This window comes from Billgrantia pellis (assembly GCF_008297955.1).
Classification (GTDB): domain Bacteria; phylum Pseudomonadota; class Gammaproteobacteria; order Pseudomonadales; family Halomonadaceae; genus Halomonas; species Halomonas pellis.
In genome coordinates, this window is sequence record NZ_VTPY01000003.1 from 645,085 (window position 1) to 658,018 (window position 12,934).

Sequence of the window (12,934 nt, forward strand, 5' to 3'; positions counted from 1 at the left end):
CGATACCGCATGTGCCGCCAAAGCGCACCTTGGCGTCATGATCAATGAAGCAGGCATAGCCCACGCCCCCCTTCCGTTGGTTGGCGTCATGGTTCGTTGTCGTGTCGGCCGCTCACATTCGACATGCCAGCGCAGGCAGACAGGCGTCTTTCCAGAAAGTACCGACGGCATGTCGAAACCGCCCGATCACGTTCGACTAGCGAAAGGGAGCACAGCCCACTATTTCTGATAAACCAACTTGGTGGAGACCTTCGTATGTCACGCATGATCTTCGTGAACTTGCCCGTTGCCGATCTCGAGACGTCGATGGCGTTCTACGACTCGCTCGGCTTTACCAACAACCCGCACTTCACCGACGAGACAGCGGCGTGCATGGTGTGGAGTGAGGCAATCCATGTGATGCTGTTGACCCATGCCAAGTGGCGCACCTTCACCAACCGTCCCATCCCGCCGGCCAACTCCAGCGAGGTGATGTTGGCTCTCTCCTGCGAGAACCGCGCAGCGGTGGATGCCATGAACGAGGCGGCCGCCGCCAATGGCGGCACCGCCGACATCAACCCGCGCCAGGACCATGGCTTCATGTACAGCTGCGCATTAGCGGACCCCGACGGTCACGTCTGGGAGTCATTCTGGATGGATCCGGCGGCCATCCCCCAGGGTGGGGCTACAGGCTGACAGGCAGCGTCATGATACAGGGGAAGCAGAACGCATGCTGTCGTTAATTCTGTGGTTTTCCGCCATCGGTTGTGGTCTCGTCGCCGGGCTCTACTTCGCCTTCTCGGGGTTCATCATGCAAGCCCTCGGCCGCATCGACCTGGGGGCCGGCATCAGTGCCATGAACGCGATCAACAAGGCCATCCTCCGTTCCCTGTTCATGCCTCTCTTTTTCGGCACGACTCTCGCCAGCGCTGTGCTGGCCGCCCTTGCCCCGATGCGCTGGGGCGAGCCTGGAACAGCGCTGATGCTAGCAGGCGGGCTGATCTACATGGTCGGCATGTTCGGCGTCACGTTGGCCTTGAACGTGCCGCTCAACAACGAACTGGCCAGAGCCGCGGTGACTGGCGATGCGACCGCCGTCTGGCCGCGCTACCTGAAGCATTGGACACTTTGGAATCATGTACGCACGGTCGCGTCGACGGTCGCTTGCAGCTGCTTCATCGCGGCCCTGTTGGCTGTATGAGCGAGGGATTGACCCATTTAAGCCGCCCCGCGAGCACATTCCGCCCCGGCTCAGTCAGGGCGAGCTGGCGGTGGGGCCACTCCCGGTGGGTAGCGCTGATATTGAGAAGCGGCTCTGGTTCGGCGATAAGCGGCTGAAGCAGCCACCAGAACATCAGGTCGCCCAGGTAGGGCAGCGGTTCGTACTCGCGCATCAGGTACGAGAATGCCTTGCCCACCGGGAGCGGGCCGTGGTCGCGCACGATTTCGAGCGCCAGCCGTTCCGTCAGGCCGAGGCCGGTATCCGGTGATGGAGACTCCTGCAGGTGCCGGGCCAGCGCACGCCCCATCATCGGCAGAGCCGGCGTGCCGGTGGCGGCGAGCGCTTGCAGCGGTCCGGGGCTGCCCGCGGTAAGCGCCCGCCAGGCCTGGGCGCCCAGTTCGAGCAGGGGCGCCTCGACGGGGTGACGCTGTCGCCACAGCCAGGCCAGTAGATCCGGCGCAAGCTGGCCGATGCCGATGAAACGCTCCACCCCGGGCACTGACTCTACCGCCACCAGCTCGATCCGCACCTTGGGCGGGTTGGCCCGCAGGCGGTGCAGCAGGTAGGCGAGAATCAGTTGATCGTAGCTGTCGTGCTCGAACCACAGCACCAGCCGTTCATAGCGCTCGAGTTGGTCTAAGGCCTCGTATCCCTTGCGCAGCCGGGCCAGGGCGTCGCGCTCGGCCATGCCGGAGACCTCTGCCAGGAAGCCGGCACGCAGCCGCATCAGCTCCTCGGGCGGAAGATCCTGCAGCGGACCGATGCAGAACGGATCGGAGAATTCGAGGAAGTCGCCCTCGAAGCCGGCGGTGCGCAGGGTGTGCTCGATGTCCGAGCCGCAGCGAAGGTGCAGCGTGGCCATGTCGCGGTCGCCGCATTCATTCAACAGCCGCCGCGAGGCATCGAGCGATTCGATATGCGACTTGAGCTTCGCCCAACTGGGAAAACCGCATTCGCGGGCGATGACGAACTGGGCGTCGGCCAGTTTCAGCGGCGTCTCGCGCGGCGGGATGTGCTGAAGCATCCTCGCCAGGGCGGCCGGTTCATCGGCACGGGCGGCCTTGAGCAGTTCCTTGGCGCGCTTGCGCTGCTGTTCGAGATTGAAGCGGCCGTGAGACGTGGCGTCACGCCGGGGGAGCGTGGACATACGATTCCCTCCATGCGCCTGTGTCCGCCGGGCAGGCCGGGAGTCGTATGGAATCCGTGATGTAAAAGATGGGCGCAGCCCTTTCCGCGGACGGAGACGCCTTGCGGCGCAGCCCTTAGCCTCTCCGAAAACCACAGAAGCGTCAATCCGGGCTGGCCCCATTCCTTGACCCGCCAATTTATCATGATAAATTGCATGGTATGCGTCGGTACTCCCCTCGCCGGCGCCCGGCGAACAAGGACAACGACATGCAGACAACCGAGCAGGCGCTGATACAGCGCAGGAAAAAGTGGTACCGGACGGTACCTGACCCCATGGTCTTGATCTTCATGATACTGCTGGCCACCTATGCCCTCACCTTCGTGGTGCCGGCGGGTGAGTACGAGCGGATCGAGGAGGACGGACGCACCCGCGTGGTGCCGGAATCCTTCACCTATCTTCCCGATGTGGATGCCATCTCTCCTTTCGATATCTTCGTGGCGGTCCCTCGCGGCCTCAACGAGGCATCGCTCTATCTATTCATCGTGTTCATAGCCGGCGGCCTGTTCCATATCCTGCAGCGTACCGGCGCCTTGGAGAATGCGATTGGCGTGGCGGTGAACCGAGTCGGCGTCGAACGACGCAACATCATCATTATTGCCGGCACCTTCATCTATGGCTTCTTCGGCGTAGCCGTGGGCTTCGAGAACAATATCGCCCTGGTGCCCATCGCAGTGCTGATCGCCAGCGCTATCGGCTGCTCCAGCCTGGTCGGCACCACCATGGCCGTCGGCGGCATCGGTATCGGCTTTGCTCTCTCACCGATCAACCCTTACACCGTTGGCGTGGCCCAGGGCATCGCCGAACTGCCCACCTTCTCCGGTGCCTGGCTGCGCACCCTGCTGGTGGTCTCTTCGCTGGCCCTGCTCTCGTTCTACATCTGCAAGTGGGTGGTCAAGATGGATTTCGAGGAACCGGACAATGCCAAGGCCATGACCAGGTCTCTGGATGAATACCAGCTGACAAAGCAAAACAAGATGACCCTGGGCGTGTTCATCCTGGGCCTGGCCGCGATGCTGGTGGGAGTTTTTACCCAAGGTTGGTACATCAACGAGATCGCCGGCATGTTCCTGTTGATTGCCATCGTGATCGGCATCGTTAATGGGCTCTCCGCCAACGAGATCGTCCGCCAGATGATGGAAGGTGCCTCCAAGGTCACTGCCGGGGCACTGGTGATCGGCCTAGCCGCCTCCATCCAGGTGATCCTCAATCAGGCCCAGATCATCGACACCATCGTTCACGGGCTTAGCGGTCTGATCCAGGGAATTCCCGGCGCCATGTCGGCGATCATGGCCAGTGTGGTGCAGGGAGCGATCAACCTCTTCGTGCCTTCCGGCTCCGGACAGGCCCTGGTCACCATGCCCATCCTGATTCCCGTGGCCGACTTGGTGGGCATGAGCCGCCAGTTGATGATCACCGCCTTCCAGGTGGGTGACGGCCTGACCAACCTCATCGTGCCCACTTCCGGCGGCACCTTGGCCATGCTGGCTCTGGGGCGGGTCTCCTATGTGAAGTGGCTAAAAGCCATCCTGCCCTTCATGGCGCTGGTTTATATCCTGGCCTGGATCGGCCTGGTCATCGGCCACTACGTCGGTTACTGAGTCATCGCATGACTTTGTCACTCGTTCACGTGCAGCCGGCGACCGGCACGGTCGCCGCGCTGACGGCCACCGGCGGCGTGGCGGTGGGCGGCTACGTGCATCACGCCTGGCGTGGCCTGGGAGCTTGTGCCACCCAGGGGCTGGTCACGAATCCTTGGTACCCCGAGGGTATTCGCCAGGCACTGGGCCGGCACTGCACCGCCCAGGAAGCCCTGCAGGAGGTGATCCAGCAGGATGGCGGTGCGTCGCGCCGCCAGTGCCTGGTGATGGATGCCAGCGGTCAGGCCGCGGTGCACTCCGGCAGCGATAACGTCGCGGTGGTAAGCGCCGAGCTGCGCCCTACGGTGGCGGCGGCCGGCAACATGCTGGCCGATGAGCAGGTCGTGGCGAAACTACTGCAAAGCTTTCTGGCGCTAACCAGCGCCAACCCCGACGAGGTATGGGCGCAGAATGCCACACCCTGCTACCGCGACGGCTACGAGGCACACCTGCTGGAGACCTTGGTCGAGTCGCTGGACGTGGCTTTGCAGGTCGGCGGCGATGCCCGCGGCACCCGCTCGGCCGCCCTGCGCATCGAGTCCTTCGATACCGCTCCCATCGACCTGCGTGTGGACTGGGACGACGACCCCGCCGGTGCGCTTCGTGCGCTGGCCCGACGTGTGCGCGCCCCGGAATTCGCTGCCTTCCTCGCCTCGCTGCCCACGAAATGATTTCAGGAGAGAAGCATGACCGATTCCACGACGCAGGCGACACTGGGCCGCCGACTGATGGCACGCCTGGACGAGGCCGCGCGCCACTCCCAGCCCGGCCCAGGCGTCACGCGCCTGTTCTGCTCCGACGAGCATCGTGCGGTACTGGAGCCGATCGCCGACTGGATGCGCCAGGCCGGGCTCACCCCGGAACTCGATGCATCCGGCAACCTGGTGGGGCGAAATGCGCAAGCCATGGCGGGCGAAAAGACACTGATATTGGGATCCCATCAGGACACGGTCGCCGAGGGGGGCAAGTACGATGGCATGCTGGGCGTTGCCCTGCCGCTGCAAGCCCTGCAAGCCCTGAAGGAGACCGGCATCGAGTTGCCCTACGGGGTCGAGGTGGTGGCCTTCGGCGATGAGGAAGGCACGCGTTTCCAGTCGACCCTGATCGGCAGCCGCGCCCTGGCCGGCACCTTCGACCTCGCGAGCCTGGAAGCGCGCGACGCCGAGGGCGTATCACTCGGCGAGGCCCTCGAGGCTTTCGGCGGCAACCCGCAGAAGATTCCTCATCTGGCGCGCAGGCCCGAGTCGGTCATCGGCTTCGTCGAGGTGCATATCGAACAGGGGCCGGTGCTGGAACAGCGTGACCAGGCGGTGGGTGTCGTCACCGCGCTGACCGGGATCGAGCGTCATCGCATGTGCGTGCGCGGCAGGGCCGGCCACGCCGGCACCACGCCCATGCCGGGCCGTCGCGACGCGTTGGTGGGCGCAGCCGAGATGGTGATGGAAGCAGACAGGATACTGAACGCCACCCAGGACTTCGTTGGCGTGGTCGGTAAGCTGGAGGTCAGGCCCAACGCCGTTAACGTGATTCCCGCCGAGGTGAACTTCACGCTGGAGCTGCGCTCCCCCGACGCCGCAGTGCGCGAACAGGGCCGCAAGGTAATCCTGGACGCCTGCCAGCGGCTGGCCCAGGCGCGCGGGCTCGAGCTGTCGAGCGAGCTCACCTACCAGGCCGAGGCGGTGGCATGCGCCGAATGGCTGATCGAAGCCTTGGAAAGCGCCTGCGAAGCATGTGGTGAGCCCGCCGAACGCATGTTCAGCGGTGCCGGCCACGACGGACTGGCCATGCACGACCTCACCGATATCGGCATGCTTTTCGTACGCTGCAAGGATGGCCTGAGCCACCACCCTGATGAAGCCATCATCCTCGAGGACGCTGACCGCGCGACCCGTGTGCTGATGCGCTTCCTCACCCATCTGGGATCGCAAGCGCGCAGCAGGAGCTGACCTCAGGCAAGGCGCGGCATCAGTCGGTCAGGAAGCCGCGCCGAACCTGGGCCTCGTTGTCGTTCATTACCGCCTGAGCCGAAAGCATGTGCTCCCGCATGAGTTCACGGGCCAGGCCGGCATCGCCCGCTTCGATGGCATCCAGGAGCCGCGCGTGATACTGACAGCCGGTGGGACCGATCTGGTGATCCCCTGGCTCGTAGAGCCGACGATAGACGGTCAGGTCGGAGAGCACCTGTACGGTGAAGCGGATGATGAACGACAGCAGCGGATTGCCCCCCGCCAGCTTGGCCAGCATTTCATGGAAACGCAGTGAGTCGATGTGCTGCTGGCGCTCGGTTTCCATGTCGGGCGCCGGCGTGGCGTAGGTGTGCAGGCTTTCACGCAGGCGAGCCAGATCGTCGGCACCGACCTTGCCGGCCAGCGAAGCGACGAGCTCGGGCTCCAGCGCCAGGCGGATTTGGTAGATGTCCCGGATCGAGATGTCCTGGAAATAGAAGTAGTGACTGAGCAACGAGGTCGCCTTGGCCTCGCTCATCCGACAGACGAAAACGCCGCCCCCCGGGCCGGTACGCGTCACCACCAACCCTTGTGCTTCCAGCACTCGTGTGCTCTCGCGAATGGTGCCCTTGGATACGCCCAGGGTCTCCATCAGCTCGGCCTCACTGGGCAGGCGATCGCCCGGCACCAACTGGCGTTCCACGATCCAGCCCTTGATGGTGTCCGCGACATGGTAGGGAAGGCGACGCGATGCAGAACCAGCCATTGCTTCTCTCATGCAGCACAGGGAAACCAAGGGTAAGCCATTCATCAGGAAGCGAACAGAGCGCTGCCAAGCCGACACTGCCCGGCGAGCCTTCGACCCGTTCAGCCCACCATGCCAAGCCACGGCATTGCTTGAGTGCGGCAGGTTGGCTCAATCACCCGTCTTGCTTGGCATTCTCTCTCTTATGCTCTTGGCCTTGCCGTTCCAATATCAGATACATCAGGCAGGCTACCGCCAAGGGAAGCAGGAAGTAGATGGCGCGGTAGCCGATCAGCGCCGCGAGTATCTCGCTCTTGGCCACCTGATGCTGAAGCAGGGCGAGGAAGACCGCTTCCAGCACCCCCAGGCCGGCGGGAATGTGGGTAATCACCCCGGCGACGGCACTGATCAGCAGGATGCCGAGGATGCTGGGGAAGAACAGTCCTGGCGGTAGCAGCAGGTAGATCAGCGTTGCCATCAATGTCCAGTTCGCCGCACCCAGCGCGGCCTGCATCAGCGCCAACCGGAGCGGCGGAAGAACGATCTCATGGCCTCGCACGTGCCATGCGCGTCGCTTGGAGAAGCGACAGGCAGCCAGGTAAGCGAAGGAGACCGTTAGCAGGCCGAAGCCGATGAATTGCAGGCCGGTGGCCCCGATCTCCCAGTTTTTCGGCAGCTCGAGCAGGCGAAAAGAGAAGACGACACCAGCGAGAATCATATAGCCCAGCCAGTTGGCGATCAGGCTGATGCTGAGTATGCGGGTGACGGTGCCGACCCCAAGCCCCAGACGCGTATACAGGCGGTAGCGCATGGCCAGACTGCCGACCCATGCCCCCAGGTTCAGGTTGAAGGCGTAGCAGACGAAGGCCAACTGCAACACCTGCCTGGCCGGCAGCCCGTGCCCCGTGTAACGCTTGCCCAGCAGGTCATAGCTGCTGAAGGCGGTGTAACTGGCCGCGGTAATGCCCACCCCGGCGACCAGCACCAGCGGGCTGTAGCCCCGCAGGGTCGTGGCGACTTCGGGCCAGTCCACGTTGCGGGCCATCGAGAACAGCAGCCCCCCCACCAGGACGAAGAACAGCAGTGTGACGCCACGCTTCAGCCAGCGTAGCCAGGGTTTTCGCGGGTGGGGTCTATCGGTCTCGGAGGCTTTCATGGGGTTCCCTTCAGGTTCAGTTCGGCGTGCGTTGTTTTTTTCTCGGCTTCGCCGTCAACGGCTCGAGCCGGGAGGTATGACCCGGCAGCCAACCCGCACTGAGGGGAAAATGGCGCAGGAAGTGGAAGCTCACCAGCATCAAGGGCGCCCGCCACCAGCGTCCCCGGTCGGCGGCTTCGGGCGTCACCATCCGGCAGCTGCTGTCGATGAGCGCCATCAGGTGGTCGTGGATCTGCTGGTTGAGCCCGGCATCGCGAATGATCAGGTTGGCCTCGAGATTCAGCGACAGGCTGAGCGGGTCGAGATTGCTCGACCCCACCGTCGACCAGTCATGATCGGCGATGGCGATCTTGGCGTGCAGAGGGTGCTCCTTGTACTCGAATATCTGTATGCCATCCTTAAGCAGGTAACTGTAGAGCGAGCTCGAGAACATCCTGGCCCATGGCATGTCAGGGCGCCCCTGCAGGATCAGGATGACCTCGACCCCCCGCCGCGCCGCACTTCGCAGCTCATGCCACAGTCGGTACCCGGGAAAGAAGTAGGCATTGGCAATTATCAAGCGAGACTTGGTCGAGCGAATCGCGTCGATGTACTGGTCTTCGATGTCGGTGGGATGCTGGTCGTTGTCACGGAGGGTCAGGCGCATCTTCGACTGGCCAACGGGAGGGCACGATGCCAATGATTCCGGCAGCTCCTTTACCGCCTGGTGCTCGATCAGCAGCGTCCTGGCCGCCTGCCGAATATCCTCCACGATCGGGCCGCGCACGCGCACGCCGTAGTCCTGCTTGCCCATGGCGTACTTGTCGGGCAAGTGGTCCCAGCCGAAATTGATCCCACTGATGTAGGCCACCTCCCCGTCCACCACGACGATCTTGCGATGCAGGCGGCGAAACAGGTTGGTGCGCATGCCGAGCCGACGCGGCTGGGGATCGTAGATGTGCAAGTTGACGCCGGCAGCCTCCAGCTCGGCAATGTAGTCGCTATCCAGGTCCGCTGTGCCATAGCCGTCCACCGTCACTTCGATGCGCACTTGCCTCGCTGCAGCCTGGAGTAAAGCGTCCTTCAGCTCCTTTCCGACCTCGTCGTGGAAGATGATGAACGTCTCGATCAGGATTTCCCGGCGCGCCGCGCGTATGGCAGCGAATACGCTGGGAAAGTATTGGTTTCCATTGATCAACAATTCGGCTTCGTTGCCTTCCTTCCATTGGAAATTCACAGGCATATCTCAGCGATGAGTGGCACATGATCGGAGAGGTGCGACCAGGGCTTGCGGTAGAGCGCTCTTGGATTTCGACACGAGGCATTGCGGACATAGATTCGATCGAGGCGCAGCAGGGGCCAGCGCGCCGGAAACGTCTTGGCCGGACGGCCCTGGTGATGAACGAAGACCTCGCGAAGCCCACACCCCGTCAGGACAGCATCGGCCTGCAGCCGCCAGTCATTGAAGTCGCCCGCGACAATCACCGGTTCATGGCGCGGGATCGAATCCAGCAGTTCGCACAGCAGCATCAATTGCTCCAGGCGATGTCCCTGTCGCAGCCCAAGATGAACGCAGATGGCGCGCACCCCGGCATGGCCGGGAATATCCAGCTGACAATGCAGCAGGCCTCGTTTCTCGGTGCCATGGATCGACACGTCCCTGTTGTCGTATTGCAGTATCGGGTAATGGGAGAGAACGGCATTGCCGTGATCGCCTTCGGGGTACACCGCGTTGCGGCCGTAGGCGAAGTCGGGCCACATGGTGTCGGCAAGGTACTCGTATTGCGGCACGCTCGGCCAGTCATGAAAGCGGTTGGCGTGCTTCCTGTGCTCGCCGATCACCTCTTGCAGGAAAACCAGGTCGGCAGACAAAGTGGCGACGGCATCGCGAAGCTCCGGCAGGATGTGGCGACGGTTGAAGACATTGAATCCCTTATGCACGTTGATCGTCATGACCTGCAGCGTCTGTACGGACGCCGAGTGCTTCATCTCCTGCTGCGGGCTCCTGTCCGTAACACTCACTTATCCCTCCCTGTCCTGACCCATGACGCAGCCCTCCTGGCAGTGCGTCATGGAAAAGCGTAGCAGGCGCCTCCCATCCTTGCTTTTGCCCGAGCTCGGCACAGGCAGGATGACGTCGCCCTGCGCCATGGTATGAGATCAGTCCAGCACTCGCTGCTCGACCACATTCGTGTCGAAGGCAAGCCTCCCGGCTATCGCCGCCATGGCCTCGAAGGGCGCTTCGTAGCTCCAGGCGGCATCGCGGAGGGTTTCGCTGCCGAGGACGACGGCGTAATAGCTGGCGTCGCCCTTGAACGGGCAGTGCGTGACGGTATCGGTGCGCTCGAAACGCTCCATGGCCACGTCCTCCCGCGGCAAGTACAGCCGGGCAGGATAGCCGGTTTCGCGCAGTTCGATGGCATTGCGGGTGTCGGCGAGCAGTACCTCACCGGCCCGGATCTGTACCCGCCGATCATGCGAGTGCAGCGAGATGCGACCGTCCGGGTCGTGATTCGAATCTCGAGAAGACGCGGTCATGGATCACCTCGCTTACGGGCCGCCGCTGCCGCCCGTGGCGCTATAGACGTGGCCGGTAGCGTAGCTGGACGCCTGTGAGGCGAGCAGCACGTAGACGCCAGAGAGTTCCACCGGTTGGCCGGGGCGGCCCATCGGCGTCCCTTGACCGAAGGTGGTCACGTTCTCCTGCGGCTGGCCGCCGCTTGGCTGGAGGGGAGTCCAGAACGGACCGGGAGCTACGGCGTTCACCCGAATGCCCTGGCCGGCGACCTGCTTGGCCAGGCACTTGGTGAAGTTGATGATCGCCGCTTTGGTCATCGAATAGTCGAGCAGGATCTCGGGCGGATCGTAGGCCACCACCGAGGCGGTATTGATGATCGAGGCACCCGCCTCGAGGTGCGGCATGGCGGCTTGGGTAATCCACAGCATGGCGTAGAGGTTGGTCTTCATGGTGGCGTCGAAGTCCTCGGTGCTGATGTCCGTGATCGAGGCCTTCCACTGCTGCCGGGCGGCATTGTTGACCAGGATGTCGAGCCCCCCGAGCCGTTCCACCGCCGTTTCGACCAGCTCTCGACAGAAGGCCTCGTCGCGGATGTCGCCGGGAATGGCCACGGCCGTACGTCCCTCCGCTTCGATCAGTTCGATCACTTCGCGGGCGTCCGACTCCTCCGCCTTCAGGTAGTTGATCGCCACATCGGCGCCCTCGCGGGCATAGGCGATCGCCGCGGCCCGTCCGATACCCGAATCGCCGCCGGTGATCAACGCCTTGCGCCCCGTCAGCCGGCCACTGCCCAGGTAGCTCTCTTCGCCGTGATCGGGGCGCGGCTCCATCTCGCCGGCCAGCCCCGGCCACTCCTGCGGCTGCTCGGGAAACGGCGGCTTGGGATACTGCTCGGTGGGGTCCTGCTTCTGCAGCAGGGATCCATTCCCGGCGCCGGCTACGGCACCCTGCCCTTCGGCTTGCGAGGTAGACGTGGACGACGGCTGGCCAAGTGCCGGCCCGGCCACCGCCGCAGCGGCCACTCCCGAGGCCAGGCCACCGACGATCTGCCGGCGAGCGGGATCGAAAGCTTGATCGGATGGCATTGCAGCACCTCCCTGTCGTGCGGTTGCGATGACTTCTCACTAAGACCCTAGCCCGAGCCGGCAGGATTACAATCCACGAGAGGTAACCGTATGTTGCCTCAGGAAGCGGCTCGTCGCCTGAGCGCCCCGACACCGGCCACTACCGCCAGAATCACGGCCCCCGCCAGAGCGCCCAAGGCGGCATTCAGCACCGTCTCGCTGAGCGGCCCGAGGATCGTGCCGACACTGGGCAGATCGGCCGCGACGTGGGCCAGTGCCTCGACCCCATGGTGCGCGACAGGCAGTCCGTGGGCCAGGATGCCGCCGCCGACCATGAACATGGCCGCGGTACCGATCACCGAAAGCGACTTCATCAGGTAGGGGGCCACGCGTACGATGGCATTCCCCGCTGCCCGGGCCGGCGCAGCGCGCTGGCGGCTGAGCAAGAGACCGAGGTCGTCGAGCTTGACGATGCCGGCCACCAGGCCGTAGACGCCGACGGTCATGATCAGTCCGATGCCCACCAACACCGCGATTTGCTGCATGAAGGGGGCTCCGGCCACGCTGCCCAGCGTAATGGCGATGATTTCTGCCGACAGAATGAAATCGGTGCGCACGGCTCCCTTGATCTTGCCGCGCTCCAGCGCCACCACGTCGGCGTTCGGATCGGAGAGGGTCTTCACGAGCCGCCCGTGGGCCTGCTCGGCGTCGGCCTTGCTGTGAGTGAAGGCGTGAAAGAGCTTCTCGGCGCCCTCGTAACAGAGGAAAGCGCCCCCCAGCATCAGCAGCGGTGTCACGGCCCAGGGAGCGATGGCACTGATCAGCAGCGCCGCCGGTACCAGGATGGCCTTGTTGCGCAGCGATCCCTTGGCCACCGCCCACACCACCGGCAGTTCACGATCGGCCTTCACCCCGCTCACCTGCTGGGCGTTCAAGGCCAGGTCGTCACCGAGCACCCCGGCAGTCTTCTTGACCGCCACCTTGGTCATCAACGAGACGTCATCGAGGAGAGTGGCGATATCGTCGATCAGCGTGAGTAGGCTTGCTCCGGCCACGTTCCGTCTACCTGTTCATCGGGGGACATGCACCAGTATCGTCAATCACCTCTCGCTACGCTCGGCCGACGTCACCTCGTTGACTCAATGCCCGCCGATATTCCTTCCGATAAGCCTCGACGTGCCGGGTCGGATCGGCCGGCAGGCGACCGAGCGCCACGGCCAGATCGAAGAAACCACGGTTGGGCAGGTTCTCGCCCCGGCGGCTGACCACCAGCGCGGCGATCAAGGGCCGGCCCTGCTCGGCGTCCTCTCGCATGAGCTGCTCAAGCGCGTGCGCCGTGCGTTGAATGGTGCGCGGTGGCGTGAGCCCGAGCGCCTCGGCGAGTTGCTGGTAAGTCATCGGCAATGCCGCTTCAGGCATCGCTTCGAGGATTCGGCGCGCCCGGGGTGCCAAAGGCATGTTGGCTGAAGTCATCGTCGCTGGCGCCTCCCATCGGTGTC

At 63.9% G+C, this 12,934-nt stretch carries 14 protein-coding genes; 5 read left to right on the plus strand and 9 right to left on the minus strand.

The features are described 5' to 3' along the window. Positions 1 to 255: 255 nt before the first annotated feature. Positions 256 to 675 (plus strand): VOC family protein, encoded by a 420-nt coding sequence (locus F0A17_RS08825; protein WP_149327959.1) that lies wholly within the window; start codon positions 256 to 258, stop codon positions 673 to 675. 34 nt (positions 676 to 709) lie between these two features. Next, positions 710 to 1,180 carry an anthrone oxygenase family protein gene (locus tag F0A17_RS08830; protein ID WP_149327960.1) on the plus strand — a complete coding sequence of 157 codons (471 nt, stop codon included), beginning with the start codon at positions 710 to 712 and terminating at the stop codon, positions 1,178 to 1,180. On the opposite strand, the gene F0A17_RS08835 is transcribed toward F0A17_RS08830, so the two are convergent. Continuing rightward, positions 1,155 to 2,348 (minus strand): DUF1835 domain-containing protein, encoded by a 1,194-nt coding sequence (locus tag F0A17_RS08835; RefSeq protein ID WP_187774661.1) that lies wholly within the window; start codon positions 2,346 to 2,348, stop codon positions 1,155 to 1,157. The genes F0A17_RS08830 and F0A17_RS08835 overlap by 26 nt on opposite strands. A gap of 248 nt (positions 2,349 to 2,596) precedes the next feature. On the opposite strand from F0A17_RS08835, the gene F0A17_RS08840 reads away from it, so the two are divergent. From F0A17_RS08840 to F0A17_RS08850, 3 genes are read left to right on the plus strand one after another with little or no spacing between them, the layout of a single operon-like run. Further along, on the plus strand, positions 2,597 to 3,988 hold the full coding sequence (locus F0A17_RS08840) for a YfcC family protein (RefSeq protein WP_149327962.1): 1,392 nt from the start codon (positions 2,597 to 2,599) through the stop codon (positions 3,986 to 3,988). Between the two features lie 8 nt (positions 3,989 to 3,996). Beyond that, a complete protein-coding gene (locus F0A17_RS08845; RefSeq protein ID WP_149327963.1) occupies positions 3,997 to 4,698 on the plus strand; it encodes a DUF1028 domain-containing protein in 702 nt (233 codons plus the stop codon). Positions 4,699 to 4,713: 15 nt separating this feature from the next. Beyond that, on the plus strand, positions 4,714 to 5,973 hold the full coding sequence (locus tag F0A17_RS08850) for an allantoate amidohydrolase (protein ID WP_149327964.1): 1,260 nt from the start codon (positions 4,714 to 4,716) through the stop codon (positions 5,971 to 5,973). Between the two features lie 19 nt (positions 5,974 to 5,992). On the opposite strand, the gene F0A17_RS08855 is transcribed toward F0A17_RS08850, so the two are convergent. The 8 genes from F0A17_RS08855 to F0A17_RS08890 form a co-directional block, all read right to left on the minus strand. Continuing rightward, complete coding sequence (locus tag F0A17_RS08855) at positions 5,993 to 6,739, minus strand: FadR/GntR family transcriptional regulator (RefSeq protein ID WP_149327965.1); 747 nt, start codon at positions 6,737 to 6,739, stop codon at positions 5,993 to 5,995. A 154-nt stretch (positions 6,740 to 6,893) separates the two neighbouring features. Further along, entirely contained in the window at positions 6,894 to 7,874 is a 981-nt protein-coding gene (locus F0A17_RS08860; RefSeq protein ID WP_149327966.1) for a lysylphosphatidylglycerol synthase domain-containing protein, read from the minus strand. Positions 7,875 to 7,890: 16 nt separating this feature from the next. Next, positions 7,891 to 9,096, minus strand: coding sequence for a cardiolipin synthase ClsB (gene clsB, locus F0A17_RS08865; RefSeq protein WP_149327967.1), 1,206 nt, complete (start codon positions 9,094 to 9,096; stop codon positions 7,891 to 7,893). After that, positions 9,087 to 9,875, minus strand: coding sequence for an endonuclease/exonuclease/phosphatase family protein (locus tag F0A17_RS08870; RefSeq protein ID WP_228716855.1), 789 nt, complete (start codon positions 9,873 to 9,875; stop codon positions 9,087 to 9,089). The genes clsB and F0A17_RS08870 overlap by 10 nt, the downstream gene beginning before the upstream one ends. Positions 9,876 to 10,013: 138 nt before the next feature. After that, entirely contained in the window at positions 10,014 to 10,391 is a 378-nt protein-coding gene (locus F0A17_RS08875) for a DUF427 domain-containing protein (protein WP_149327968.1), read from the minus strand. A 12-nt stretch (positions 10,392 to 10,403) separates the two neighbouring features. Further along, positions 10,404 to 11,456 (minus strand): SDR family oxidoreductase, encoded by a 1,053-nt coding sequence (locus F0A17_RS08880; protein WP_149327969.1) that lies wholly within the window; start codon positions 11,454 to 11,456, stop codon positions 10,404 to 10,406. Between the two features lie 98 nt (positions 11,457 to 11,554). Continuing rightward, complete coding sequence (locus F0A17_RS08885; protein WP_149327970.1) at positions 11,555 to 12,490, minus strand: DUF808 domain-containing protein; 936 nt, start codon at positions 12,488 to 12,490, stop codon at positions 11,555 to 11,557. 55 nt (positions 12,491 to 12,545) lie between these two features. Further along, positions 12,546 to 12,908 carry a hypothetical protein gene (locus F0A17_RS08890; RefSeq protein ID WP_228716856.1) on the minus strand — a complete coding sequence of 121 codons (363 nt, stop codon included), beginning with the start codon at positions 12,906 to 12,908 and terminating at the stop codon, positions 12,546 to 12,548. Positions 12,909 to 12,934 lie beyond the last annotated feature (26 nt).